Genomic DNA, 24,073 nt, shown 5'->3' on the forward strand with positions numbered 1-24,073 from the left:
GCGGTCCAAGGAAGCACGGACCGCAGGAACAGGAGATGCCGATGAAGGCGCAAAAGCCGCTCGAGATTCCTCCCGGCACGCCGCCCGAGGAACCGTCCCCGGACCTGCCCCTCGAGTACCCTCCGGGCAATCCGCCGGAAGAGCCTCCTCCGGACGTGCCGCCCGGCTACTCCCCGGAGCACCCGACCGAAATCCCGCCTCCGCCGTCGGAGTGATCGCATTCCGGACCCCGGGAGTCACCGCACGGGCAGGAGCCGCGCGGCCGACGCTCGACTTTCGGATGCCCGGCTTTCGGAGAATTGACCGAAGCGCCTCCCCGTGGTCGGATTCGGACGTAGGGAAACCAATAACCAGGGGGGCACATGAAGGCACCGCATTTCCTTTCCGTTTCCGTCGCGCTGCTCGCGCTCGGGTTCATCGCCGAGAGCCGGGCCACGGTCCTCACGTTCGATGAAACGCGCAGCGCGACGGGCTCCACCGTCATACCGACGACCTCCGGCTCGAGCGTCCAGCAGGACTACGGCGACAACGTGACCGGCTCGTCGATGGACGTGACCGGCGGCCAGTTCACCTACGGCAACGACGGCGAGGGCTTCACGCCCAACGTCGTCGTCGACTACTCCTCGGGGACGGCCGTCAGCCTCTGGACCACCCAGTACGGCGATCTGACGAACGTCGCCTTCGCCAATTCGCTGCCGGGCACCACGCCGAACGCCCTGAACGTGCTCCTGACCGCCGATCCGGGATACGAGGTGCAGCTCTACCACTTCGACCTGGCCGGCTGGTCGAACACCGATTACGTCATCGACGGCGTGAGCGTCTTCGGCGACTCGCTGGCGCTGTATTCCCAGGCCGACGTGCTGGTGCAGGGCGACATCGTCGGGCCCCGGCACACGGCGTTCGACTTCGCCACGCCGCTCAGCGCCCAACAGCTCCTCATCGAGATCGACTTCGGCAACCTCGCGGGCGGCTTCCAGGACAACATCGGGATCGACAACATCCGCTTCGGGCAGACTCCGCCGGTCGTGGTGCCCGTCCCTCCGGCCGCATGGCTCTTCTTCTCCGCACTGGTGGGGCTGGCGGGCATGGCCCGCAGGAAGACGGAAAAGGCCCCGGGGTGAGCGAAGCGCCCGCGGCGTCAGGCCACGCCGTAGATCCCGCGCGCCGGGCTAGGCGGTGCGCAACCGCGTGAGGCGCACGTACAGGATGGCGGCGAACGGCAGCGCCAGACCGAGGATCACCTGCGCGATCAGCAGGTCGCCGAGCTGGCCGTAGTCCGCGGGCACCGTCACCGCCTTCGTCGCCGGATCGCGCACTTCGCGCGTGACGACGAAGATCTGGTTCAGGTACTTCGTCCCGAGCTGGCTCAGCGAGAGCGCGAGGTTCGTGAACGAGGCCATCACCGCGAAGAACGTCGCCTTCAGGTTCGCGGGTGCGCACTGCGCGATCCAGGCGAGCATCGGGATCATCGCGATCTGCCCGAGCGGCGACTCGACGGCCGTGTCGACCAGCGCGATGAAGCGCGCGTCCACCACCCCGCCCGTCACCGCCGCCGTCCACTCGTGCAGGCCGTAGTACATCCCGACGATGGGCAGCGCGAGCACGAAGGCCGCGAGGGTGAGAAATCCGACGACGTAGGCGATCGAGTGCTCGGCCATGAAGCGGCGGAAGACGAACATCCCGGCCAGCGTCAGGGCGCTCCCGATGAGCGAGAGCACCGAGAGGAAGTGCTGGTCGAAGCCGAGCTCGTCGATCATCCACCAGGTGAGGCCGGGGCCCGGCGTGGGGATCGCGCGATAGACGAAGATGACGGCGGCCGTGCCCACGAGCGTGGCGCGCCCTTCCGCGTCGAGCTCCCGCGTGATCTGCGCGATCAGGAACACCACGATCGCCATCGAGCCGGCGAAGACGATCTCCTCGCTGTACGGCGCCTGTCCGAGCCCGACGGTGAGCGTGAACGCGACGAAGAGCAGGCTGCCGCCGAGGATCCACCAGTTCGGCCGGGTCGGCTCCGTCCGCTTGGTCACGAGCTCCTCGATCTTTTCCGCGCTGAAGCCCTGCGACCGCAGCCGCCGGCGGTCGCGCGCCTGCACCCCCGCGGCCAGAAGCACGCCCGACACGGAGATCGCCGGAATCGCGAGCGCCATCAGGTACACGTTGCGGTAGATGCCGGCGATCGCCTCGGGCGGCAGGCCGGCGACCCCGCGGAAGAGGTAGAGGTTGATCACCGCCACGAACACGCTGCCGCCGATGATCGCGACGCGGCCGAGCGTCTGCATGGTCGTGTGCATGAGCTTGCGCTTGGCCGGGTCGATGGGCCGGCCCTGTTCGTCCACGCGCGGCACGGCCTCCACCGTCATCGCGTCGGCGACCGCATCCTGGACCACGTACCCGACCGGCGCGAGCAGCACCGAGAGCACGTACCATGCCCCGGCGGACATGACCGCCGTCATCGCCTCCCGGTCCGTGAGGAGACCCACCATAATAAGAAGGCTCGTCGCGATGAGCCCGGCGCCGAGGTAGACGAGCCAGCCCTTCCAGCGCCAGACGAGGTCCACCAGGTGCCCGAGCGGCATTTTCAGGGCCCACGGAATCCCCGCCCAGAAGCCCAGGGCCGCCAGGAACGCGGCCGACAGATCGAGGTATTCCTTGACGAAGAAGGTCCCGACGATGGCGGTGAGGCCCGACACGCCGGCCGCCATGTAGACCATGAGCGGCGGCAGGTAGGAAAGCCGCATCTCCCGCCCCAGCTCGAGGATGTTGCGGTCGATCCAGCGGCGGGCGGCGGGGAACATGAGAACAGTGATAAGTGATAAGTGCGAAGTGATAAGTGGATGAACGCGCGAAGCGCGCACTATAACTTAGAACTTGTCACCTGGAACTTTTCACTGGTTTTTTCAGTGCCGGTGACGGTGGTGCGCGTCCGGGTAGTGCGGGTGCGAATGCGTGATCGGCTCGTGCCGGTGCGGGTGGGCGTGGGGGGTGCGGCCGTCCCAGGGGAAATCGTGCGCGTGCTCGTGGTGCCCGTCGTCGTGACGGTGCGCATGGTCGTGAACGAGCGGCTCGTGATGGTGGAGGTGCGCGTGACGCTCGCTCAGGTGCAGCCATACGCCCAGCGCCATGAAACTGCCCGCGAGCAGGAACCGGACGCCGGCCGGCTCGTCGAGCCACGCGACGGCGACCGCGGCGCCGACGAAGGGCGCGGTCGAGAAGTAACCGGACGTGCGCGCGGCCCCCAGGCCCCGGAGCGCGAGGACGAACAGCGCGAGGCTCGCACCGTAGCCGAGCGCGCCGACGACCAGCCCGCCGAGCACCGCCGGCGGGGCCGGCAGCGCCGCGCCCACGATCAGGGCGAGCACGGTGTTCACGGTTCCCGCCGCGAGGCCCTTGATCGCCGCCAGCCGTACCGCATCGGCGGTCGCAATCCGGCGGGTGAGATTGTTGTCGAGCGCCCACGCCAGGCAGGCACCGGCGACGCCGAGCGCGCCCGGCGAGATGCGGAACGGCGTCCCGGGCGTGTAGCTGAGGAGTACGCCGCCGGCCACGATGCACGCGAGGCCGAGCGCGATGCGGCGGCCGAGGTGCTCGCCGAAGAACGCCGCGGCGAGCAGCGCCGTGAAGACGCCTTCGAGGTTCAGCAGCAGCGAGGCCGTCGCGGCCGGCGTCGCCCGCAGGCCGTACAGCAGGAGCACGGGTGCGAGGACGCCGCCCACGGCGATCGCGCCGATCAGCCAGGGCAGCTCGTCGCGCGTGAAGCCCGGTCGACGCTCGCTTTCCCCCGTCGACAGCCGGCGCGAGGCGAGCCGCCACGCCCAGAGCCCGAGTCCGGAGCCGAGGTACAGCACGCCGGCAAGCAGGAGCGGCTCGACCTCGCCGAGAAGCCGCTTCGCGAAGGGCGTACTGAGGCCGAAAAGCAACGCCGCGAGCAGGGCGGCGAGCGCGGGGTTCATGCGTTCAGTGTAATCGCGCAGGGCGCGCGCTGTCCCTTGTCCCGCTGTTGAACGGCGTCCGTGGCCGGGCGCACAGTATCGGACCCATGCCGAGACGCATCCTGATCATCGAGGGTCATCCCGACCCGAGCGGCACGCGCTTCGGCAACGCGCTCGCGGCCGCCTATGCCGCAGCGGCCGAAGACGCCGGCCACGAGGTCGCCCGGATCGTCGTCGCCCGGCTCGACTTCCCGCTGCTCCGCACCCAGAAGGAGTTCGACGCCGGTGAGCCGCCGGAGCCGATCCGCGCCGCGCAGGAATCGATCCGCTGGGCCGATCACCTCGTCCTGTTCTATCCGCTCTGGCACGGCGACGTGCCGGCCCTGCTCAAGGGCTTTCTCGAGCAGGTGTTCCGCCCGGGCTTCGCGGCGGAGACGCAGCGGGGCAAGCTCCCGAGGAAGGGATTGACCGGGAAGTCCGCGCGCATCGTCGTCACGATGGGCATGCCGGCGTTCGTCTACCGCTGGTACTTCGGCGCCCACGGCCTGAAGAGCCTCGAGCGCAACATCCTCCGCTTCTCCGGCGTGCGGCCCGTGCGCGCGACGCTGATCGGGCTGGTCGAGGGCAGCCCGGCGCGGCGTCAGCACTGGCTCGAGCAGATGCGCCGCCTGGGCCGAAGCGCGCGCTGAACGTCGCTGGCCTTACGCCGCCGGATACGGAGATAATTTCCGCATGCTCGAACAGGCGCTGATCTCTTTCTTCGAGCAGGCGGCTCGAAGGAACGAGACGCTGTTGAACAAGCTGAGGCAGGAACCGCGCTTCACCGTGGAGCCCGGGCGCTGGTGCTTCACCCTGCCGGACCTTCATTCCTTTCTGCAGGAGCAGGACGCCGAGTTCCGCTCGCTCGACTACCGGCGGTTTCGAAAAGCGCTCTTCAACAGCCCGATCAACGAGACCGCGAAGTCGTGCGGCGCGGAGATCACGATCGTCGACAACCAGGGCAAGGTCGATCGATCGCGCTATGCCCTCGTCTGGAAGGCCGGCGTGAAATGAGGCGTCGTCCTCGTTCCCGCTGCGAGATTCGAGCGAGACGCGGGGCTTCGCCGGAGGCGCTGGCGCCGACACGCGCACAACTCAATCCGCTATCGAATCCCCTCTCCTCTTCTCCCCTCCCCTCCGGAGAGGTCCGGGTGACGGGGAAGCGGACTTCCCCCGTTTCCATGGCATGAGCCGCGCGCGAGTTGCCGCGGCGAGGCGATGTTGCTCACGTGCCGCGCGCTCGCCTCGCGCTCCTGGGTCGTCGTACGACCTATGCCGCGTCATAACCAGGCCCTCCTGGAGCGTCAAGTGCCTTCTTTCTTCCTTCATTTCGGTCCGGTCGTTACCGCTGCTTCGTAGAGCGTTGGCGCTGAGCTGCACGGCCCCCTCGTGAGCACAGGGCCCTATGCCCGTCCTGCTGATCTCGGTAATCTTCTGGCGCTTTTCCTCAAAAGCATCGATGGCCAGGGTCCGATCGCCCGCCGGGGACAGACCGGCCGACGCCCTCGTCGTTGGCCGAGCTCGATCTCGGCTGATCAGCGCACCGTTGGGTCGGCCGCGGTCGCCGAAAGGTCGAAGCCGTACGTGTTCTTGAGGAGCCGGGCCACGCCTTGGTACTCCGCATGCGACGCGCGCTGCAGGTTCTTGTCCTTGCTCCAGGTATCGAAGAACCTTGCGAGCTTCGTCCGGGCCTCGGGGGCAACGAGCGCATCCGCCATCTTGGTCCGGTCCTCGGCCGAAAAGCGCGGGCCGGCCGAGAACCCTTGGTTCGGCACGCCGTCACTCTCGTAGATAATCCTCATCACTCCTTCATTGGCCAGTTTCTGGGCGATCCCAACCGGAACGGCGGCACCGACGCAGCTCTTGCTGATCACACCCTCGTATGTCGCCGTGTAGGACTGTTTCTCGACGATGAGCGGCTCGCGGGCCGGGTTCTCGAACTGCGCCATGAGCGTCAGGGTGGCAATGTTCGGTGGCACGAGTGCGCACACCGGCCGGCCGATCAGGTCCCTGACGTCGCTCACCTCGTTGTTGTCATTGCGCGACACGACCGCGAATACCAGTTCTCCGGGGAGCTTGGCAAGCGGCGTGTGCTGCAACTTGACCATACGCCAGGACACAAAGTGCGGATCATCGAATGCCAGATCATACGTCCCTTTGCGCATCTGCTCTGGATAGGCGAGCGAGTTGTCCGAGCGACGGTACACGATCTTCTTGCCAATGACCGCCGACAGATACTCGGCGACCGGCCCATATACCGCTCTATCGTCGATGGGGTCCGCGAGCGGAGGCGCGGAGAAGACGTAGTCAGCCGCTCGGGCGGGCACGGCGAGGGCGAGCGCGAGGGCCGCAATGCAGAGAGATTGGAATCGGGTAAGCGCAAACATGAGTATTTCCCCTTTTTCTTATTGAGTTACCTCGACGGTCCAACCGTCGGATTTCGTGTGGATCGACTCTACTTCAGGAAACCGGCACACCGGCGTCCCGGACCGCTCCAAACCGCACGGACGAACCCCACTGTAAGAATAGCTGCCCGGCCGTTGCACGGGCCAAGTCGGTGAACGCGAGCGCGTCGCGGCTCAATGCGTTAATGCCCTGATGCTCTCGCCGATGCGAAGAACAGCACCGGAGTGTCGGGTGTCCGTGAGCTTCACGGAATCGCGATCGCATTGCGCGGCCGCCGCCCGCTCGCGATCGCGCGCCTGACGGTAAGCAGCCAGAGCAACCCGCCGTTGCCGAGCAGATTACCCAGGACTTGGATCAGCCGCGCCCGGTCGCCGCGGACCCGGACCCGATCGGGCGGCAGGCGGTCGCGCAGCGTCTGGTGCTCGGCATCGACAGTCTTGGGCGTGGGCGCGCAAGACTTCGGCCGGGCGACCCGATGTCGCTCGTTGCCGAAGGGCCTGTTGGCCAGGAAGACAGTTAGAACACCTTGTACGGAAGAAACTTCCCGTTCATCGTGATGACCACGCGGTCGCCCTTGGGATCGGGCTGCTTGTCGATCGTCATCGAGAAGTCGATCGCGCTCATGATGCCATCGCCGAACTTCTCGCCGATCAGCAGCTTCATGGTCTCGCCGTACACGTTCAACGCCTCGTAGAACCGGTAGATCACCGGATCCGTCGGGATGGTCTTGTCCCACGCCTTGTGCGGGAAGGCCTGGAGCGCCTCCGATACCTCGCCCGGCAGACCGAGCGCCGCGCACAGCTTGTCGGCATGTTCCTTCGGCATGCTGTTCATGCCCAGGCACGCGGACGTGGTGAATACCGGGGACAGCCCGGTCTTTTCGGCGATCTGTTCCCAGGCGAGCTTCTTCCGGGTCTTGGCAGCCAGGATGGCTTCGGTCATTTCGGACTTTTTCATCGGGACTCCTCGGGCGCGAAACGGGTCGTGGACTGGATGCGTGCGAGCGGGCGCGCCGGGTGGATCGAAAGCGGCCGCAGCCAGCGCTCACTGCGGCGCTTTCGATACGTCGGCGGACGTCCCGGTCGTACTCCGCGAGCGGATCGGTGCATGTTCGGTCGCCTGCCGCCGTGAAACGCCGCGGAGCTCGACGGAAGGGGGCGCGTCTAACCGCCCTGCCGGTGCAGCTCCCGCAGGCTCTCGCTCCAGTACTTACCGAGCAGCGAGAGCGACCGGAGTCCCTCCTGCGTGCCGGGGTCGCGGGCCACCTTCAGCAGGCCGCCGATGCCGCCCTTGGCCGGCGGCGCGGTCGCGAGGTCGCGGCTCATCGCCGCGAGCGCATCGCCGAAGCTCATGAGCAGATACTGCACCTCCGGGCGATCCAGCACCTGGAGCAGGCGCATCAGGCCCTGGTTGCGGGTGAGGCGGTCGAGCAGCGTCATGCCCTCGCTGAACGTGCCGGCGAGCCGGGCAACGATCTCGTCGGACATCGCATCCTTCGCCGACGCGACGAAATTGATCGTCTCGACGAGGCTGTTGATGGTCGCCTCGTCCAGCATGGGCGGGAGCTCGGGCGGGAGTTTCGGTGTTTCGTTCGCCTTCACGAGGGTCTCCTTCAAAGCAGTCCACGCACCGTGGTCCAGTACATCTTGTTGTATGCCACCTTGAACCAGTGGATCGCTTTGGACGGCGGCTTCAGTTCGGGCAGATTGACGTAGTCGAAGGCGTTGTAGGTGGCGCGGTCGTAGCCCGCTTCGATGAAGCAGTACACGCGGCCGTCGTACTCCCGAACCGGCGTGCCGGTCTTGATCATGGAGGCGATGTTCTCGGCCACCACTTCCGCCTCGAAATGCGCCGCCGACCCGGTCTTGCTGACCGGTATGTTGGTGGCGTCGCCGATCACATACACGTTGTCATGACCGGTCATGGTCAGCTTGAAGCGGTCGGTCGGGATCCAGCCGCCCTGCGCGAGGTCGTTGCGCTCGACCATTTCCATCCCGCGATGCGGCGGGATCGCGATCAGCAGATCGTACTTGCACTCGGTGCCCTCTTCGCTGTAGACGACCTTGTTGACCGGATCGACCTCTTTCACGTTGAACAGGGTCTCGTACTCGATGCCGGCCTTGTCGAACTCCGGCTTGGCCCAGCGGGCGACGTTCGCCGTGGCATGGACGTGGTTGACGGGATACTTGTATTGCAGCTTCACCTTGTCGCGGATGCCGCGCGCCTTGAAGAAGTCGTGGAGCATGAAGATCGCCTCGACCGGCGCCACGGGGCACTTGTGCGGTATCGATACGACCATGGCCACCGTGCCGCCCTTGAACTCCATCAGGCGCTTGTGCAGGCGGACGGCGCCCTCTTCCGTGTAGAAGGTCTCCGCCCCTTCGCTCATGCCCGGCACTTCCTCCGGCACGATGCGCGCGCCGGTGGCGATGACGAGCAGGTCGTACTCGTGGGTCTTGCCGCTCCGCGTCCTGACCTGGTTCCGGCCGAGGTGGAAATCGGTGACCGGGTCGACATGGAAATCGATGCTCGGGTCGAGCAGGCTCGCCTCGTCGCGATAGAGCTGATCCGGCGTCATCTGGCCGAACGCGACGTACAGGAGGCCCGGCTGGTACATGTGCCGGTCGGTGTCCGAGATCAACGTGAGCCGGACCTTGCCGGCACGGACCTCGCCGGCCAGCCGGCGCGCGAGGTTGTTCGCCACAATGGTGCCGCCCGTGCCGCCGCCAACGATTAGGATTCTCATTACTTCTCCTGTTCGGATAGCCGGGAGCGCTTCCCGGTAAGCGCCCGGTAAGGACCGGACGCGGTCGAGTGATGACGCCGACTGCCTACTTCGCCTTGCGAACCTTGATGTGCCAGACCTCGCCGACCTTCTCGCTGCTGATCATCTCGTGGCCCACCTTCTTGATCCATTCCGGCACGTCGGTGGCCGAGCCCTGGTCGGTCGACAGCAGCTCCAGCGTCTCCCCCACCTTGGCCTGCTTCATGTAGGTGATGAGTTCCATCAGTGGCCCGGGGCAGAACGTGTTGCGTGCGTCGATGACCTTGCACTGACCCATTACCGTTTCCTCTTGTAGCTTGGTGTTGCTCATGATTTCCCCTTCCCGAATCAAAAAGTGAGAAGCTGGCCGCCCTCGGCATCGCTGAGAAAGCGCGTCAGCCCCGTCGGCGGACCGAACTCCGGGTCCAGCTCGTCTCGCGTGATCTTGAGCAGGTCCATGGCCATCGAGCACGGCAGCAGCTTGGCGTCCCCGAGCTCCGCGGCCTGCTTGAACAGCTGCTTGAAGGGCGGCACGCCGTGCTGGTTCATCAGCGTCCCGAACTCCCCTTCGGACGGCGCGTCTCCCGCCGCGCCTTTGACGAAATGCTTCAGCGCATTCATCGAAAAGAACACCGTCACCGTGTCCCCGGTGGCGGCAGCGACCGACGCGAACATCGCCGCCATCTGCAGCTTCTCGCGCGTGCCGGAAACGCACACGATGTCGATTTTTCGTGCCATCTTCCTCTTGCCTCGTTCCTCGATCGGGTCGCTCGCGCGAACATCAGTTTCGGACCACGACTGCACCTTCCTTCCCCGGACCCGGGCCGTGCCACGTGGGAACGCTCGGTCACCGGGGCCGGCCGCGGGACCGGGTCTCCACCCGGTCCCGCCTCGGCGTTCAGACGACGGATTTCGCGACGAATCGCTGAATCGCCCATCCCGACAGCCCTCCGAGCGCGAGCCAGAATGCTGCGTTGGCGAGCGCCGTTGCCCAGACAAACTGCCGCGCGAGTCTGTTCATGTCCGCAGCGACGTCGGCGGGGAAGCCCACGAACGGGCTCATGCCGCTTTCAGGGACGCCGATGACATGAGGCAACGCGAGGAGCGCGAGCCCGCCCCAGCGCCACGGCGACCTTCCGAACACCGTCACGGCCAGACCGGCCGCCGTGCATCCGGCGGCAAGCATCCACCAGAGCTGCCGGGCACCGAGGGGCGCGGCAACCGACCCCGGGATCTCGGGCGGATGACCCAGCGACGGGGCCAGGAAGAACACCATGTAGCCGGCAACTCCCCACAACAGGCCGTAACGCCAGTCCAGCCTGGGCGCCGTCCGACGCGGAGCAAGGGCTTGCTGCCGGACGACCATGGCCATCGCGGCCATCATCATGAGCGCGAAACCGAACGCGGCGAGCACGTTGGCGAGCACCGTGAAGCCGATCCGTTCCACACCCTCCGCCGGCTCCCAGGCGCCCGCTTCGTGCTCGTGAGCGGCATGCGAATGATCGCCGTGCGAATGCGCGGGCGCCTCCTCGCTCGCCGCACGGGCCGCCTGCGGTATCCGTGCGTTCTCGAACTGCTCGGCCGCGTTGATGATGGGGATGACCTGCCACCGCTGGACGGCGCTCAGGAGCAGTCCCGACAGGCCGCCCACCAGCAGCGCGGCAAAGATGATTCGACGGAACAACATGGCCGGTCAGTGGCAGGGGAAGCCTGCGGCATGACGCATGTCGTGCGCCGCGTTGTGCACCTCTGACGACTGCACGAAACCCGAGCCGTACAGCACCACGATCCCCAGGAACAGGGCGGACGCGAGCTGGATCCCCTTCGAAAGCAGGGTAGCGCGGGTGGTTCCAGCAATGGTGGCCTGGCTTTGCATGGTCATTTCTCCGAGTTGGTTGATACGACTGCGTTGAAACACCCGATAAAACGGACACCGTCGATGGCGGATATCCGACCGGATCCGATGCCCCTCATGACTGGCGCGACCAGCAGTAGCGCCGGATGATCTGCACGCACGCCGAGTCGAGGACGTAGCCGATGGCGCCGATCACGAGGATCATCGCCATGAGGTGGTCGTACTGGAGCGACTCGCGCGCGTCCTCGATCGCGTAGCCGAGGCCCGAGGTCACGCCGAAGAACTCCGCCGGCACGAGCACGATCCACGCGACGCCGATCGCGAGGCGTATGCCGGTCATGACGTCGAAGGCGATCGCCGGCACGATGATCGTCATCACGACGTGCCAGGGCCTGGCGCCGAGATTGCGCGCCACCTTGAACCAGTTGGGATCCACCTTGGCGAGCCCCGCGGCCGTGGAGAACATCACGGGCCAGACGGCGGCGATCGCGATCAGGAAGATGATCGCCTGGTCCCACCCGGCGAACACGATCACCGCGATCGGCTCCCAGGAGAGCGGGCTGATCATGCGCAGCACCTGGAACGGCGAGTTGCTGAGCTCGCGGAACGTCCGGCTGCGGCCCATGAGGATCCCGATGGGGACGCCGACCGCGATCGCGATCAGCATGCCCATGCCCAGGCGATAGCCGCTCGCCCAGATGGCCTCCTGGATCACGCCTTCGTGCCACAGCTCGGCGACGCCTTCGATAGCCGGGATGGGCCCGAAGTCGGAAAACAGGGCCGTTTCCGGCTTGCTCGCGATGTAGGCGATACCGAGCCACCAGATAAGGAACAGGATCGCGAGGCCCGCGAAGAAGTTGAAAAGGCCGTTCCCCGTTGTCTTCAGCAAGCCCAGGGACGCGTGCATTCTCGGTACTGCCGTTACGGGTGTCGCGCTCATGGTCTTGTCGTTCCCGTCCGGGCGCCGCGAACCGAGCCGCCGCTGAAGTGATGCCGGATGATGTTGCCGCTCAGCATTCGCTCCCCCTGTGGTGCCAGCTGTAGCGCTTGATGAGCGCGACGCAGACGGTGTCGAAGGTCCAGCCGATCACGCCGATGACGAGCACCATCGCCGTGAGCTGGTTGTACGACAGCGTCTCGCGCGCGTCCCGGATCGCGTAACCGAGCCCCGAGGTGACGCCGAGGAGCTCCGCGGGCACGAGCACCACCCAGGCGACGCCGAGCGCGAGCCGGATACCGGTGAAGATGTCGAACGCGATCGCGGGCAGGATGACCTGCGTCAGCATGTGCACCGGCCGGGCGCCGAGGTTGCGCGCCACCTTGAACCACGCGGGATCCACCTTGGCGAGACCCGCGGCGGTGGCGTAGGCCACTGGCCACACCGAGGCGATGGCAATGAGGAAGACGATTGCCTGGTCCCACCCGATGAACACCAGCACGGCGAGCGGCATCCACGCGAGCGGGCTGATCATGCGCAGCAGCTGGAACGGCGAGTTGCTGAGCTCGCGGAACCGCTTGCTCCGCCCCATGAGAATGCCGACCGGGATGCCGAGGCCGATGGCGATCAGCATCCCGTAGCCGAGGCGCTGGCCGCTCGCGTAGACGGCGCTCTGGATCTTGCCCTGCGCCCACAGCTCCGGGAACGCGGTGAACGTGGGAACCGGCCCGAAGGTCACGAACGTGCGGGTCTGGGGATTGAGGCCGAGAAGCAGCGTGCCCAATTCCCAGATCGCGACAAACGCCGCGAGGCCGACGGCGCCGCAAAGCAGGCGCCGCACCACCGGGGACTTCAGGCCGGAAGACGCGAGCCCCCCGGTGGGCGCGACGACCGAGCTCATACCTGGATGACCTCCTTGCGCGTGTACGGATCGCCCGACTGCGGGACGCTAGGGTCCTTCTTCCAGCTGGGATACTTCTCGAGCGACTTGCGGATGAAGTCGTAGTTGACGAGGTCCTTCGCCACGAAGTCGGACGAAAGGTTGTCGAGGAACGCCCGGTCGCCGGTGAGCACGACCCGCTTCATCTCCTCCGTGACGACCTTGGTCGCCGACGGATAGGGCCAGGCCTGGAAGTTGATGCGGTCCTGTCCCCAGTCCACGTGCTTGATCGCCAGCGGGTTCTTGTAGTACGCGGGATCGTAGAAGTTCATGGCCCGGTCGATGATCTCGAAGTCGAACGGCAGGTAGTTCGCGCCGTCCTTCGACAGGATCTTCGCCGTCTCCTTCCGGTTCTCCCCCATGAAGAGCTGCGCGGCGACGATGGCGTTGTGCACCGCCTGCGTCCACGCGGCCCGCGCCGGATCCATGACGTCGGCCTCGTGCATCGCGACCACGCAGCACGGATGGCCCTTCCACACGTCGCCGGTGAAGCGCAGCATCTTGGCGCGCGCCCGGATCTCGCCCAGGGCGTTGAACGGCTCGGCGACGATGTAGGCGTCGATCTTCTTCGAGGCGAGCGCCGGCGGCATGTCGGGCGGCGCGAGCACCAGGAGGTTGCACTCGTTCGGCGCGAGCTTCGCGTCCTGCGGGCGGATCACCGGCGTGATGCCGGCGTCGCGCAGCAGCATCTGCGCGATGATGTTGTGGTTGGAATACCAGTACGGTACCGCGAGCTGCTTACCGCCGAAGTCCTTGATGCTCTTGATGCCCGTATGCTGACCGTACACGAAGGCCGAGCCATTGGTGTGGTCCCAGGCCGTGATCTTCACCGGGAACTTGTTGTTGTAGCGCATCCAGATCGGGATCGGATTGAGCAGGTGCACAACGTTGAACTTGTGCGACTGGAAGGCCTCGACGATCTGCGACCAGCCCCGGACGAGCTCCGGACGCACCGAATCGAGCCCCTCCTTCTTGAAGAATCCCTGTTCGTGCGCGATCAGGAGCGCTGCCGCATCCGTGATGGGGAGGTAACCCACGCGCACCACCTCGTTGAACTTCTTCTCCTGGGCGAAGGCGCGCCCGGCCGCGGGCAGCCCGCACCCCATGGCGGCGAGCGCGGCGCCCATCTTGAGCACGTCGCGCCGGGTGACGCCGGTGCCGAGCACCGGGCTGAAGAGCGGATCGCGCTCCACGACCAGCCTCGGGTCCGGCTTTCCTTCCCTGACCTCGGGATCGTCCGGCAGGATCAGCTCGTCGGGCGGCAAGTCCAGACGAGTCTCGACCATCTCCTCGCTTAGTTTCTTTTTCATTCGGCGTCTCCTCCAAATGGTTGACGGGTTGGAAAAGCGACAGCTCCCTACCCGATGTCGGCCGGCGTGCCGGCGGACATGATCCTGGGCGTTGTTGTAGTTCCTTTACCTCCTGCACCGATACCCTGAATCGACTGCGACGCCGGCTTTGCGGCGTCGTGCGTGTCCTCGCCGTCGGGCGGCGGCGCGCCGGCGGCCTTGTGGAACGCCTCCATCAGCCGCGCGCGCATCGCCTGCACCGCCGGGTCCTGGCGCTCCCGGGGATCCGGCAGGTCGATCTGCAGCTCGTCGTAGATCTTGCCGGGAGATCCGGCCATGATCAGCGCGCGGTCCGCCATCAGCACCGCCTCGTCGATGTCGTGCGTGACGATCACGAGGTTGATCCCGAGGCGCTTGGTGATCGAGCGGACGTCGCGCTGCAGCGCCGCGCGCGTGAACGCGTCCAGCGCGGAGAACGGCTCGTCGAGGAGCAGCATCTCGGGCTCCATGACCAGCGAGCGGGCGAGCGCCACGCGCTGCTGCTGGCCGCCGGACAGGTCCTGGACGTTGTTGTCGGCGTAGTCCTGGAGATGCACGAGCTTGATGGCCTCGGTCACGCGCGCACGCCGCTTCTCCTCGCTCCATCCGGCGAAATGCAGCCCGACGCCGACGTTCTGCGACACCTTCATCCAGGGGAACAGGTGCGGCGCCTGGAACATCATCACCCAGCGCGGCGACGGCTTGTCGACAACGTCGTTGTCGAGCCGAACGGTTCCGTCCGTCGGGCGCATGAGACCTGCGAGGATGTGGAGCAGGGTGGACTTGCCGCAGCCCGACCGGCCGATGATGGCGAGCGCCTCGCCGCGCTGCGCCTCGAGCTCCACCCGGTCGAACGTCAACGGTGATCGGGCGCTGTAGCGGTGGCTCAGCTTCTCGATCTGGATATGAACTCCGCGTACCGTCATCTCTCCTCCATCAGCAGTGGTTGCGCTGGTTTTCGTTTTGTCGCGCACTCGGCGCTGGGTTCGTTCACACACCAGGCAACCGAAAACTTCTTTACTCGCGTTCCGGCCGGCCATCCGGCAGCCCGCCGCGGCCCGATCGGGCCCCGGCGGGCGGTCCGATCGCCGCGTTCCCGCTAGGCGCTGGTCAGCCGTTCGTGCACCTGCTTCATCCGTTGCGCCAGTTCCTCCTCCTTGAACAGGCCGCGTTTGATCATCGAATGCGCAAGCGCGAGCAGCTGTCGCTCCGGGAACGGGACGTCCGCATAGATCGTCTCGGAGAGATCGTCCTCTTCTGCACGCCGTTCGAGCGACGGCAGCGCGCAGGAGCCGGGCTCGACCTGGTCGTAGGGCACCACGCACGACTCGGCGGCGAGCATGTCGCAGGTCGCGTCCAGGGTGATCTTCCAGGGCGGGTCCGGATTCCTCACGCCGTACTGCGCGGCGAGTTCTTCCCACACCCGGCCGCGGCGCCGGATGGTCTCGAGGAGGGCGATCGGTGTCGTGTCCGTCCCGTGCCAAGGGCCCGTGGAGCCGCGATCCTTCCGGTTCGATGTGTCCATGGCGTGCCCCTCAGTGGTCGTGATGGACCGGATGGACCGCAGGACGCACCGGCCGCTTCTCGTTCGTGGTGACGCCCGGCTTCGGCACCGCCACGCCGATCAGACAGTCGCGCGTCACGATCTCGGCCAGCTGGTCTTCGGTCCAGCCTTCCGTGCCCGCCGGCCGGACCGGCAGCACGATGTAGCGCGTCTTCTGGTTGGAGTCGGCGACCCGGATCTCCACGTCAGGCGGCAGCTGAAGACCGAACTCCGCGAGCACCTGCCGCGGCCAGCGGACCAGTCGGCGGCGGTAGTTCGGGGTCCGGTACCACTCCGGGGACTGACCGAGGATCGGACGGGGATAGCACGAGCAGAGCGTGCACACGACGACGTGCTTGAGCTTGGGAGTGTCTTCGAGGACGCGCAGGTTGCAGTAGTCGCTCGGCGTGCCGAAGCCGGTGGGCGGGCTGTTGATCCAGTCGACCCCGACCGCCAGGCTCGCCTTGACGCCGTCCTTCACGGCGAGCTTCTTGTACTCGGGATCGAGCCAGGCCTTGGCGACCAGACGCGCCGCGGGCACCGGGCCGAGGGTATGAACATATTCCGTCCAGCGCCGATGGTCCTCGGCGGAGAAAAGCCCTTTCTCGATGGCCAGTTCGCGCACGGCGGTCTCGAGCACTTCGAAATCGCTGATCTCGTCGACCATCGGCTGGGGTTTGTGCTTGTCTGACATTTCGCTAGTCCTCTCTATTCAAGATCCGCGGGCGGGTTAGGCCTTCTCCAGCCAACGCTCGGAAAACTCCGTCTCCAGCGTGTCGTTCGCGTAGACGTCGTGATACTCCGGCCAGAGGTCCTTCTGTCGGAACTTCACGCTATAGAACCATTCCGGCTTGTCGGTGTTGTCCCAGGCCTCGTCTTCGGCAGCGGGGCTCTCATAGACCAGCGCGACCACCGTCCCTACCGCCCCGCGCGTGTAGACCTGGCAGCGGGTGTAGAAGAGATCCGGCAGATCCCTGATCCGCACCTTGTCGCCCACCTTGAACTTGGCGGAACCCGCCTCGCCCTTGAAGCACTGCGGATCACCTATGCCGGTCGCCTTCTTGGCGTGGTGCGTTCTATCGTGCTGACTTTTGCTCATGGCGCTTTTTCACCTCATCGATCTTGTTGACGAGCTCAGTGAGCGTGACGTATTGCTTGTCGACCAGGATCCGTGCGGCGGTCAGCAGCCACCGCCCGTAGTACGGCAGACCGAGGTACTGCGTCTGACCGAGGTCGACGTTCTGCCGGCGACGGCGCTCCTCGGCGTTCCACACGCCGCGCCACGCGAGGCACTCGCAGGTCGCGAACGTGTTGAGCTCCCACTGCTCTTCTTCCTTCTCTTCCCAGCGAATGGGCACATCGGGCTCGCCGCCGACGTCGTGCGCCGATCGCGTGTACGCCCGGTAGAGGGTGTGGTCGATTTCGTCGGGAGCGGGCGCATGGGTCGCCTTGTGCAGCGCGGGCTGCAGGTAGCCGACCGTGGTGATGTGGCGCATCACCTTCTCTCGGATATCAGATGACATGAACGGAGGTCCTCCTTAGAAGTTCGAACAAGACCGTCTGGCGCGTGGGGCTGTACTTCGTCGGCAGATGCCTAATAGACTTTGCCTATGGGTCGTAACGGTCGACCATAAGGACTCGCTAATAAGCCTGCTTTATTGCTCTCTCAGTCGACCTGATGGCACTCTATCGTGGAGCGGTTTGTTCGGTCCAAGACTTAGTTCTTATCGAACCCATAGTGAGATTCTTATGCATCGCGTCATCTTTCCGCGCTCCCTCCAGTACCTGCTCGCGATCGCGGAGCACGGAAGCTTCACGCGCGCGGCCGAGGTACTGCACGTCTCGCAGCCGACGTTGTCGCAGCAGATCAAGAATCTCGAAGAGTCGCTGCACTCGCAGCTGCTCGATCGATCGGGGCGCGCGGTCAGGCTCACCGACGCGGGTCGGATCTATCTGGAGCACGCGCGTCGCGCGTGGGGCGAGCTTGATGCAGGGATGCGCGCCATCCACGACGTTCACGATCTGAGCCGCGGGTCGCTCCGTCTCGGCTGGAACCCCATCACGGACTACCTGACCTGCCCGCTGCTGGATCGATATAACAGCCTCTATCCGGGCATCACCCTGAGCACGCTCGAGATGCCCCAGGAGCACATCGAGACGGCGGTGCTCGAGGACATCATCGACATCGGCATCGCTTTCCGGGGAAAGCCCGCGAACCTCGTGGAATCGAACGAAATCGAGGCGGAGTTGCTCTTCGAAGAACGGATATGCATGGCTGTCGGCAATGCACATCGCATGGCGGGGACGGTGGATCACCTGAGCGCGGAAGATTTCGGGAAAGAGTCGCTGGTATTGCTGAACCGCAATTTTGCCCTGCGGCGCCACATCGACGACTACTGCGCGCAGAACGAGATCAGCCCGCGCATCGCGATGGAAACCAATTCGCTCAGCGTGATCATTCAGATGGTTCAGGTGGGGCCTTTGGCCACTGTGCTCCCCGTCAGCATCGTTCGCACCCAGTGCGGTCTCTATCCGATCAAGATTTCGCCCGATCTGCCCGGCAAGACGATCACGGTGATCAGCCGGAAGAACGGTTACCGCAGCCCGGCCTCTCTCGCCTTCATGGCGCTCGCGGCGGATTGGTCGGCGCACGGTCGGCGACAGGTACCCGCTCGCCCCAAGCGGCCCTGCTACCTCGAAAAGAAGCCGCCTTTCGATCAACAAAAGAAGCGCGTCGTCGATCTGCAGAAGTGAATGAGGGAAACGGCGGGGCCGAGATAACGACCGGTCCGCCGCTGCCGGCAACCGACGCTCGGCGGACGCGTTGTCTGCGGGCGTCTCGGAACGGGTCGACACGCGCTGGTCCCGGGACGATTCGCCCCGCCCGATGCCGGGATCCCGTCTGGTCGCTGGAGGTGCGCTTCCTGCCGGAAGTCCCGCGGGTCGCCTGGCTTTGCACTCGCCTAAATTTTTTTGGTCGGGCCCTTCTCGTCCACGGGCGTAACGGACGCGCCCGCGCGGCTGCCCTGCCCGGCCATCACCGCAACGGGCGCAGCCGCCGTCTGATCGATGACGACGTCGATCACGGCCGGCACGTTCGCATCGATCGCCTCCCGTACCGCTCGCCCGAGATGCGCGGGATCGGTCACACGCACGCCCCGTGCACCCATTGCCCGTGCGAGGTCCGCGAAGCGCGTCTCCTTGAACTCCGACAGCGTGTCGAGGCCGGGCGAACCGGACCAGAACGTCCGCAGCAGATGCGTCTGGAACGCCATCGCCTGGTTGTTCAGCACCACGGTGATCACGGGGATGCCGTTGCGCACCGCGGTTTCGAGCTCGCTCAGATGGTAGAAGAACCCGCCGTCGCCGGTGAACGCGACGACCGGTCGATCGGGCGCGGCGGCCTTGGCGCCGATCGCCGCCGGAAACGCCCACCCGAGGCTCCCCTCGCAGTGGAGGAAATTCCGGCCGGCCGGCAGATCCATGAACACGCCGGCCCACGTTCCGACGTAACCGGTGTCCGTGACGTAAAGGGTATCGTCCGGGCAGGCCTTCACCAGCTCGACCGCCAGCTGCTCCGGACGGATCGGCGTCCGGTTGCCCTGCGTGTGCTCGCGTTCGCTTTCGCGCCATGTCCGCAGGCGTGCCTGCGCCTTCGCCACCCAGGCCGCATGCGCGCCGCGCTCCGCCGGGCCCGCCGCCTCGCGCATCTGCCGCAGCACCGTGCGCGCATCGCCGATCAGGGGCAGCACGTTGGGGTAATTGGCGCCGGGCTGCGCCGGATTGATGTCGACGTGGATGGCGCGGGTGCCCGGCGCAGGCAGCCGCCGCATGTTCGTCGTGGCGCCGCCGTGGTGGCCACCCACATAGAACACGAGATCCGCTTCCGCGATCACCGGATCGGTCGAAGGCCTGCGGTAGGAACCGGTCACGCCGAGCGACAGCGGATGCCGCTCGTCGATGCTTCCTTTGCCGCCGAGCGTGGTGGCCACCGGCAGCGCGAGATGCTCGGCGAGCGCGGTGACTTCGTTCCACGCCTCCGACGCGACCGCGCCCCGACCGCAGACCATGACCGGACGCTCCGCCTCGGTCAGCTCCCGCGCGGCCTGCTCCACCAGGTCCTCGTCCGCCCGCGGCCGGAAGGCGGGATAGGAGAAGTAGCGCGGATCGAGGAACCGGAAGTCGAACTCCGCTTCTCCCGCCTCGAGCGCGCCGTCCAGGTAGAGGTGGACCGGCCGCGGCGCGCCCGTGGTCATCTCGCGGTACGCCTTGCCGAAGAACTCGGCCATCCGGTCGAGCGACCGCACTTCGGCGTCGTACTTGGTCACCGGCCGGAAGTCGACGTACGCCTCCTGATACGAATTGCCCTGGTAGCGCGAGCTCGGCAGGACGGGCGTGACGGCGAGCAGCGGCGTGTGACTCTGCCAGGCATCGACCAGGCCGGCGTACAGGTTCGTGGCGCCGGGACCGCCCTGCGCGATCACGACCGTCGGGCGGCCGCACGCCTGCGCGTAGCCGTCGGCCATGTAGCCCGCGGCCTTCTCCGAGTGGCAGAGCACGCGCTTGATCCGGGTCTCGGCCAGCTCGACGAGCGTCGGATAGAGGAACGTCGGGACGAAGAAGACCGCCTTCGTGCCCGAGCGGCGGATCAGCTCCGCGAGGAACTCCTGCCCCTTCATTCTCCGAGGCTGCTCGCTCGCTGTCTGCCGTCCGGTCGCCGTCTGCTCGCGGCCGGTCGCGATCGATCTCATCTGATTCTCCTTCGGTGGCACCGCCGCTGCGCCGGCCGGCCGTACCGGCACCACCCCGCTCATTGGGCTTCGCCGATCTTGGCCGCAGGCTGCGACCGCTCGCCGTCCGGCCGGATCTCGCGCGCGAGCTGCACGATCCACGGATACAGACGCTCCGCGTCTTCCTCCGGCGCATCCTGGCCGTAGCGTTTCTTCACGCCGTGCTTCTGGAGCTGCACGTAGCGGTCGGGCTCGACGTCGTGGCGTCGCAGGCAGCCGCGCACGCACGCCAGCGGGCAGCCGTCCAGGGCGAGGATCGGGCGACCCGACGTCGCCTGGTGAACGAAGTTCGGCAGGTCGGCACCGACGCCGGCGATGCAGGACATCTGTGCCTCGCCGTCGCGATCGAGACGCACGGCCAGCGTATTGGCGAGCTGGGCTGCGCTCGAGCATCCCGAGCAGCTGTACACCAGCGGGAGATGAGGAATCTGTCGAGCCACGTCACGCCTCCCAATACGAGAAGTGAATGGGTTGCCGATTCGGCGCCGGGCAGCCGAGCGGGCTACACCGGCTCGAGCCAACGCTCGGAGATCTCGGTTCGTATCGTGTCGTCCGGATTCGTATCGGGAGAATCGTCGTCCCACAGGTCTTCGTGCCGGAAACACACCACGTAGAACCACTCGACCTTGTCGATGTGTCCCCACGCCTCGTCTTCCGGGGCGGGGCTCTCGTAGGCGATGTCCTCCACGGTGCCGACGGCGCCGCGGATGTAGCCGGGCGTCTGGTTGTAAAAGAGATCCGGCTGATCCTTGACCCGCAGGCGGTCGCCGATCTTGAAGCGGGGCGGGCGACCGGCCTTGCCCTTGTAGCACTGCGGGTCGCCGATGCCGGCGGCGATCTCGGCAACGCGCAGGTAGTTGTACTTGGGCGCGCTGCTCGCCTTGCCCAATCCCTCGTCGTCTGTCTCAGCGTGGCGACTTTTGCGCATGGCGTCTTCTCACCTCCTCGATCTTGTCGGTCAGCTCGGTCAGCGTGATGTGGTCCCGGTCGACCAGCGCCCGCGCAGCGGCGAGCAGCCAGCGCGCCGAGTACGGCACCGCGAGGTATTTGTCGCCGAGGTCGGCGCCCCGCCGGAGCTTCTCCACGTTGGTCCAGACGCCGCGCCATGAAAGGCACTCGCAGATCGCGTAGGTGTTGAGCTCCCACGATTTCGGCTTGCTCTCTTCGAGCGGAATCGCTCCGCCCTCCTGGCCGCCGAGATCGTGGACGACGCGCATGGACTCCTTGAAGCGCGCGTGCTCGAAAGCGGCGGAAGTCGGCGCCGGCTGCGGCGGCCTCGGGACGTTACGCGATGACATGATCTCGTTCTCCTCTTACGTCGTTCTCTTCACACGGATCGCAATACATGCATCGATGCGAGAATCATGCGGCTCGCACGTCTCGCTGTCCAAGTCTCAATCTCGATCTGTCGCATAGGTGCGCCCTATTTTTAATAAGACCAGGTATAGAACGACGACAGGACTGATCGTCTCGCTCGCGCGCGACGCGGCGTCGCTGCGCGCGCGTTGACATCGTCGGAACGAATCGAAGCCCGGTGACGATCGCCGATCGGGAAGAGAGCGGGATTGCGCGAACCGCGCGCGGCCCAGTCGCGATGAGCGGCGCAGCGAATGAGTACCGAGCCGCCGGTGAACCTCAACTCCGGCCGGGCGAACTGCTCGGAAGATCTCGACGCCCCGCTGCGAGCCGGCGGTGGGACGCACCGCTCGCGCGAGTCTTCTCAGGTGGACGACATCGAAGGTATCGTACAGGGACGCGTTCGTCGCGGGTCGGGTTCCTGTCCGCGCCCGGCGATCCCGCGCCGCGACTACGCGTCGCCTCGCGGAAGCTGGAACAACTCGATCCAGTGTCGCACCGGCAAGTCCGTGCCGCTTTGCAGATGCACGAGACAACCGATGTTGGCGCTCGCAATCAGATCCGGCCGGGCGGATTCGAGCGCGGCGACCTTGTTGCGCTTGAGTCGGCTCGCGATCCCCGGTTGCAGCAGCGCGTAGCTGCCGGCCGAGCCGCAGCAGAGATACCGGTCCGGCACTTCCGTCAGGACGAAGCCAGCCTCGCTCAGGATCTTCTCCACGACGCCGTTCAACCGCTGCCCGTGCTGCAGCGAGCAGGGAGACTGGAACGCAACCTTCGTTCCGGCCGGCACGCCCGGTTCGAGCCGCCCGAGGTCCTCTCGCGCGACCACTTCGGAAAGGTCCCTTGCCATCTGCGACACGCGCTTCGCCCTCGCGGCATACGTCGGATCACCGCGCAACAGGTGACCGTATTCCTTGACGTGAAGGCCGCAGCCGCTGGCCGTCGTCACGATCGCTTCGCAGCCGGCTTCGACGTGCGGCCACCAGGCGTCGATGTTGCGCCGGGCGAAGTCGAGCGCTCCGGAGGGATCGGAAGTGTGCTGGTGCAGCGCGCCACAGCAGCCGGCGCTTTGGGCGCGCACCAGTGAAATGCCGAGCCGGTCCAGCACGCGCGCGGCGGCCGCGTTGATGTTCGGCGCGATCGCCGGCTGCACGCAGCCGTCGAGAACGAGCATCCGCCGTGCATGCCGCGACGCCGGCCACTCGACCGCGCGGCGGCGTGCCGGGATCCGGCGCTTCAACGCAGTGGGCATCAACGGCCGCACGAGCTGCCCGAGGCGCAGCAACGGCGTGAACCGTCCCGGATGGGGAATCACGGATCGCACCAGCGCGCGCGCCACCCGCTCGCGCCAGGGGCGCGCTACGCGGCCTTCGATCAGCACGCGCCCGATGTCGAGGAGCGCCGCGTAGTGCATGCCCGAGGCGCAAACGGCCTCACAGGTGCGGCAGCCCAGGCAGCGATCGAGGTGAGCGAGGGTCTCCCGGGTCGCAGGGCGGCGACCCTCGAGCACCATCTTCATCTGATAGATGCGGCCACGCGGGCTGTCGAGCTCGTCGCCCAGGAGCTGGAAAGTCGGGCAGGTCGGCGCGCACGCGCCGCAGTGCACGCACGCGCGCAGGAGGGCCGCGGCGTCGCGTCCGAGGGGCGTATCGCGGACGAAATTGACGAGCACTGGCTTCATCGGGAGTCGGCCTATGATACCGGAGCCAGGTTGGCGGAACAGCTTTCCCGTCGCCTCCCCGCCTTCTCCGGTCGGAACGAGCGACCACTCGAGCACCTGGCGTGTGGCGGTGAGCTTCTCGGTGCTGTCGAAACGTGCGACGCGGCGACGCGCACGATCATCTTGTGCTCGAAGTAACGACCCTCTTCGCTATGCAGGTAGCTCGAGCCGCTCGTCGTGACGCCGTGATGCGGGACGATCGCGCGCAGCGTCTCCGCGCTGCAGTAGTTCTTCTCGGATAAAGCGCAGAGCAGACACGCGAGCGAGAGCGTCGCCGCGGCGATCTGGACCCACTGCAAAGGTGACGTGGTGCCACGCTCGAGGCGGGTCAGGCCGACGGCAAAAGGCGTCCCGACCAATGCAACAGAATCTCACCTTTGTCGTGGGGGCGGGTCTGGCACCGGCTGCAGGAGATGTCAGCCAGATCCTTGATGCGCAGGTGGTCGCCTGCCCCTAACCTGGAGGG

At 66.4% G+C, this 24,073-nt stretch carries 26 protein-coding genes and 1 pseudogene; 5 read left to right on the forward strand and 22 right to left on the reverse strand.

Annotated features, from left to right (window positions below; genetic code table 11):
* Positions 1 to 41 precede the first annotated feature (41 nt).
* Both SVA_RS19815 and SVA_RS13130 read left to right on the forward strand, forming a co-directional pair.
* Positions 42 to 215, forward strand: coding sequence for a hypothetical protein (locus SVA_RS19815; RefSeq protein WP_169924093.1), 174 nt, complete (start codon positions 42 to 44; stop codon positions 213 to 215).
* Positions 216 to 362: 147 nt separating this feature from the next.
* The gene (locus SVA_RS13130) at positions 363 to 1,121 is read left to right on the forward strand and encodes a hypothetical protein (RefSeq protein WP_096461654.1); all 759 of its coding nucleotides are present in this window, start codon (positions 363 to 365) and stop codon (positions 1,119 to 1,121) included.
* 48 nt (positions 1,122 to 1,169) lie between these two features.
* On the opposite strand, the gene SVA_RS13135 is transcribed toward SVA_RS13130, so the two are convergent.
* Together SVA_RS13135 and SVA_RS13140 are read right to left on the reverse strand one after the other, a co-directional pair.
* Complete coding sequence (locus tag SVA_RS13135; protein WP_096461655.1) at positions 1,170 to 2,795, reverse strand: MFS transporter; 1,626 nt, start codon at positions 2,793 to 2,795, stop codon at positions 1,170 to 1,172.
* A gap of 102 nt (positions 2,796 to 2,897) precedes the next feature.
* Entirely contained in the window at positions 2,898 to 3,950 is a 1,053-nt protein-coding gene (locus SVA_RS13140; protein WP_096461656.1) for a DMT family transporter, read from the reverse strand.
* 86 nt (positions 3,951 to 4,036) lie between these two features.
* Here SVA_RS13140 and SVA_RS13145 point away from each other — a divergent pair, with 86 nt between their 5' ends.
* Together SVA_RS13145 and SVA_RS13150 are read left to right on the forward strand one after the other, a co-directional pair.
* On the forward strand, positions 4,037 to 4,618 hold the full coding sequence (locus tag SVA_RS13145; RefSeq protein ID WP_096461657.1) for an NAD(P)H-dependent oxidoreductase: 582 nt from the start codon (positions 4,037 to 4,039) through the stop codon (positions 4,616 to 4,618).
* A 43-nt stretch (positions 4,619 to 4,661) separates the two neighbouring features.
* Complete coding sequence (locus SVA_RS13150) at positions 4,662 to 4,982, forward strand: hypothetical protein (protein ID WP_096461658.1); 321 nt, start codon at positions 4,662 to 4,664, stop codon at positions 4,980 to 4,982.
* A 521-nt stretch (positions 4,983 to 5,503) separates the two neighbouring features.
* Here the strand turns inward: SVA_RS13150 and SVA_RS13155 are convergent.
* From SVA_RS13155 to SVA_RS20465, 15 genes and pseudogenes are all read right to left on the reverse strand, one after another.
* Complete coding sequence (locus tag SVA_RS13155) at positions 5,504 to 6,355, reverse strand: phosphate/phosphite/phosphonate ABC transporter substrate-binding protein (RefSeq protein WP_096461659.1); 852 nt, start codon at positions 6,353 to 6,355, stop codon at positions 5,504 to 5,506.
* Positions 6,356 to 6,890: 535 nt separating this feature from the next.
* Positions 6,891 to 7,331, reverse strand: a complete 441-nt coding sequence (gene cynS / locus SVA_RS13160) for a cyanase (protein WP_096461660.1) — start codon at positions 7,329 to 7,331, stop codon at positions 6,891 to 6,893.
* A gap of 206 nt (positions 7,332 to 7,537) precedes the next feature.
* Positions 7,538 to 7,975 (reverse strand): helical membrane plugin domain-containing protein, encoded by a 438-nt coding sequence (locus tag SVA_RS13165; RefSeq protein WP_197703197.1) that lies wholly within the window; start codon positions 7,973 to 7,975, stop codon positions 7,538 to 7,540.
* An 11-nt stretch (positions 7,976 to 7,986) separates the two neighbouring features.
* Positions 7,987 to 9,120 carry an NAD(P)/FAD-dependent oxidoreductase gene (locus tag SVA_RS13170; protein ID WP_096461661.1) on the reverse strand — a complete coding sequence of 378 codons (1,134 nt, stop codon included), beginning with the start codon at positions 9,118 to 9,120 and terminating at the stop codon, positions 7,987 to 7,989.
* A gap of 85 nt (positions 9,121 to 9,205) precedes the next feature.
* A complete protein-coding gene (locus tag SVA_RS13175; RefSeq protein ID WP_096461662.1) occupies positions 9,206 to 9,436 on the reverse strand; it encodes a sulfurtransferase TusA family protein in 231 nt (76 codons plus the stop codon).
* Positions 9,437 to 9,486: 50 nt separating this feature from the next.
* Complete coding sequence (locus SVA_RS13180) at positions 9,487 to 9,876, reverse strand: DsrE/DsrF/DrsH-like family protein (protein WP_169924094.1); 390 nt, start codon at positions 9,874 to 9,876, stop codon at positions 9,487 to 9,489.
* 160 nt (positions 9,877 to 10,036) lie between these two features.
* Positions 10,037 to 10,825 (reverse strand): CbtA family protein, encoded by a 789-nt coding sequence (locus tag SVA_RS13185; RefSeq protein ID WP_096461663.1) that lies wholly within the window; start codon positions 10,823 to 10,825, stop codon positions 10,037 to 10,039.
* 6 nt (positions 10,826 to 10,831) lie between these two features.
* Positions 10,832 to 11,014 carry a CbtB domain-containing protein gene (locus SVA_RS13190; RefSeq protein ID WP_096462950.1) on the reverse strand — a complete coding sequence of 61 codons (183 nt, stop codon included), beginning with the start codon at positions 11,012 to 11,014 and terminating at the stop codon, positions 10,832 to 10,834.
* 94 nt (positions 11,015 to 11,108) lie between these two features.
* Positions 11,109 to 11,900, reverse strand: coding sequence for an ABC transporter permease (locus tag SVA_RS13195; protein ID WP_096461664.1), 792 nt, complete (start codon positions 11,898 to 11,900; stop codon positions 11,109 to 11,111).
* 103 nt (positions 11,901 to 12,003) lie between these two features.
* Positions 12,004 to 12,831 (reverse strand): ABC transporter permease, encoded by an 828-nt coding sequence (locus SVA_RS13200; RefSeq protein WP_096461665.1) that lies wholly within the window; start codon positions 12,829 to 12,831, stop codon positions 12,004 to 12,006.
* Positions 12,828 to 14,180, reverse strand: coding sequence for an ABC transporter substrate-binding protein (locus tag SVA_RS13205; RefSeq protein WP_197703199.1), 1,353 nt, complete (start codon positions 14,178 to 14,180; stop codon positions 12,828 to 12,830). The genes SVA_RS13200 and SVA_RS13205 overlap by 4 nt, the downstream gene beginning before the upstream one ends.
* 47 nt (positions 14,181 to 14,227) lie before the next feature.
* A complete protein-coding gene (locus SVA_RS13210) occupies positions 14,228 to 15,124 on the reverse strand; it encodes an ABC transporter ATP-binding protein (RefSeq protein ID WP_096461666.1) in 897 nt (298 codons plus the stop codon).
* A 173-nt stretch (positions 15,125 to 15,297) separates the two neighbouring features.
* Entirely contained in the window at positions 15,298 to 15,723 is a 426-nt protein-coding gene (locus tag SVA_RS13215) for a hypothetical protein (RefSeq protein WP_096461667.1), read from the reverse strand.
* Between the two features lie 10 nt (positions 15,724 to 15,733).
* Entirely contained in the window at positions 15,734 to 16,435 is a 702-nt protein-coding gene (gene scnC, locus SVA_RS13220) for a thiocyanate hydrolase subunit gamma (RefSeq protein WP_096461668.1), read from the reverse strand.
* A 36-nt stretch (positions 16,436 to 16,471) separates the two neighbouring features.
* Positions 16,472 to 17,237 (reverse strand): annotated as a pseudogene (locus SVA_RS20465) (SH3-like domain-containing protein).
* A 253-nt stretch (positions 17,238 to 17,490) separates the two neighbouring features.
* On the opposite strand from SVA_RS20465, the gene cynR reads away from it, so the two are divergent.
* Positions 17,491 to 18,495, forward strand: coding sequence for a transcriptional regulator CynR (gene cynR, locus SVA_RS13230; protein WP_096461669.1), 1,005 nt, complete (start codon positions 17,491 to 17,493; stop codon positions 18,493 to 18,495).
* Between the two features lie 209 nt (positions 18,496 to 18,704).
* Here cynR and SVA_RS13235 read toward each other — a convergent pair whose 3' ends face one another.
* The 5 genes from SVA_RS13235 to glcF all read right to left on the reverse strand — a co-directional run bounded on the left by SVA_RS13235 (position 18,705) and on the right by glcF (position 23,568).
* A complete protein-coding gene (locus SVA_RS13235) occupies positions 18,705 to 20,492 on the reverse strand; it encodes a thiamine pyrophosphate-binding protein (protein WP_169924095.1) in 1,788 nt (595 codons plus the stop codon).
* A gap of 59 nt (positions 20,493 to 20,551) precedes the next feature.
* A complete protein-coding gene (locus SVA_RS13240) occupies positions 20,552 to 20,971 on the reverse strand; it encodes a putative zinc-binding protein (RefSeq protein ID WP_096461671.1) in 420 nt (139 codons plus the stop codon).
* Between the two features lie 62 nt (positions 20,972 to 21,033).
* Positions 21,034 to 21,459 (reverse strand): SH3-like domain-containing protein, encoded by a 426-nt coding sequence (locus SVA_RS20305; protein ID WP_096461672.1) that lies wholly within the window; start codon positions 21,457 to 21,459, stop codon positions 21,034 to 21,036.
* Positions 21,437 to 21,829 (reverse strand): SH3-like domain-containing protein, encoded by a 393-nt coding sequence (locus tag SVA_RS20310; RefSeq protein ID WP_096461673.1) that lies wholly within the window; start codon positions 21,827 to 21,829, stop codon positions 21,437 to 21,439. The genes SVA_RS20305 and SVA_RS20310 overlap by 23 nt, the downstream gene beginning before the upstream one ends.
* A gap of 509 nt (positions 21,830 to 22,338) precedes the next feature.
* Entirely contained in the window at positions 22,339 to 23,568 is a 1,230-nt protein-coding gene (glcF, locus tag SVA_RS13255) for a glycolate oxidase subunit GlcF (protein ID WP_096462952.1), read from the reverse strand.
* Between the last annotated feature and the right edge of the window lie 505 nt (positions 23,569 to 24,073).

Source organism: Sulfurifustis variabilis (assembly GCF_002355415.1).
GTDB classification, from domain to species: Bacteria; Pseudomonadota; Gammaproteobacteria; order Acidiferrobacterales; family Sulfurifustaceae; genus Sulfurifustis; species Sulfurifustis variabilis.

Excerpts from the sequence above, each read along its gene's own strand:
- SVA_RS19815 (WP_169924093.1), top strand. The coding sequence starts at position 42 with ATGAAGGCGCAAAAGCCGCTCGAGATTCCTCCCGGCACGCCGCCCGAG.
- SVA_RS13130 (WP_096461654.1), top strand. The coding sequence starts at position 363 with ATGAAGGCACCGCATTTCCTTTCCGTTTCCGTCGCGCTGCTCGCGCTC.
- SVA_RS13135 (WP_096461655.1), bottom strand. The coding sequence starts at position 2,795 with ATGTTCCCCGCCGCCCGCCGCTGGATCGACCGCAACATCCTCGAGCTG.
- SVA_RS13140 (WP_096461656.1), bottom strand. The coding sequence starts at position 3,950 with ATGAACCCCGCGCTCGCCGCCCTGCTCGCGGCGTTGCTTTTCGGCCTC.
- SVA_RS13145 (WP_096461657.1), top strand. The coding sequence starts at position 4,037 with ATGCCGAGACGCATCCTGATCATCGAGGGTCATCCCGACCCGAGCGGC.
- SVA_RS13150 (WP_096461658.1), top strand. The coding sequence starts at position 4,662 with ATGCTCGAACAGGCGCTGATCTCTTTCTTCGAGCAGGCGGCTCGAAGG.
- SVA_RS13155 (WP_096461659.1), bottom strand. The coding sequence starts at position 6,355 with ATGTTTGCGCTTACCCGATTCCAATCTCTCTGCATTGCGGCCCTCGCG.
- cynS (WP_096461660.1), bottom strand. The coding sequence starts at position 7,331 with ATGAAAAAGTCCGAAATGACCGAAGCCATCCTGGCTGCCAAGACCCGG.
- SVA_RS13170 (WP_096461661.1), bottom strand. The coding sequence starts at position 9,120 with ATGAGAATCCTAATCGTTGGCGGCGGCACGGGCGGCACCATTGTGGCG.
- SVA_RS13175 (WP_096461662.1), bottom strand. The coding sequence starts at position 9,436 with ATGGGTCAGTGCAAGGTCATCGACGCACGCAACACGTTCTGCCCCGGG.
- SVA_RS13180 (WP_169924094.1), bottom strand. The coding sequence starts at position 9,876 with ATGGCACGAAAAATCGACATCGTGTGCGTTTCCGGCACGCGCGAGAAG.
- SVA_RS13185 (WP_096461663.1), bottom strand. The coding sequence starts at position 10,825 with ATGTTGTTCCGTCGAATCATCTTTGCCGCGCTGCTGGTGGGCGGCCTG.
- SVA_RS13190 (WP_096462950.1), bottom strand. The coding sequence starts at position 11,014 with ATGCAAAGCCAGGCCACCATTGCTGGAACCACCCGCGCTACCCTGCTT.
- SVA_RS13195 (WP_096461664.1), bottom strand. The coding sequence starts at position 11,900 with ATGCACGCGTCCCTGGGCTTGCTGAAGACAACGGGGAACGGCCTTTTC.
- SVA_RS13200 (WP_096461665.1), bottom strand. The coding sequence starts at position 12,831 with ATGAGCTCGGTCGTCGCGCCCACCGGGGGGCTCGCGTCTTCCGGCCTG.
- SVA_RS13205 (WP_197703199.1), bottom strand. The coding sequence starts at position 14,180 with ATGAAAAAGAAACTAAGCGAGGAGATGGTCGAGACTCGTCTGGACTTG.
- SVA_RS13210 (WP_096461666.1), bottom strand. The coding sequence starts at position 15,124 with ATGACGGTACGCGGAGTTCATATCCAGATCGAGAAGCTGAGCCACCGC.
- SVA_RS13215 (WP_096461667.1), bottom strand. The coding sequence starts at position 15,723 with ATGGACACATCGAACCGGAAGGATCGCGGCTCCACGGGCCCTTGGCAC.
- scnC (WP_096461668.1), bottom strand. The coding sequence starts at position 16,435 with ATGTCAGACAAGCACAAACCCCAGCCGATGGTCGACGAGATCAGCGAT.
- cynR (WP_096461669.1), top strand. The coding sequence starts at position 17,491 with ATGCATCGCGTCATCTTTCCGCGCTCCCTCCAGTACCTGCTCGCGATC.
- SVA_RS13235 (WP_169924095.1), bottom strand. The coding sequence starts at position 20,492 with ATGAGATCGATCGCGACCGGCCGCGAGCAGACGGCGACCGGACGGCAG.
- SVA_RS20305 (WP_096461672.1), bottom strand. The coding sequence starts at position 21,459 with ATGCGCAAAAGTCGCCACGCTGAGACAGACGACGAGGGATTGGGCAAG.
- SVA_RS20310 (WP_096461673.1), bottom strand. The coding sequence starts at position 21,829 with ATGTCATCGCGTAACGTCCCGAGGCCGCCGCAGCCGGCGCCGACTTCC.
- glcF (WP_096462952.1), bottom strand. The coding sequence starts at position 23,568 with ATGAAGCCAGTGCTCGTCAATTTCGTCCGCGATACGCCCCTCGGACGC.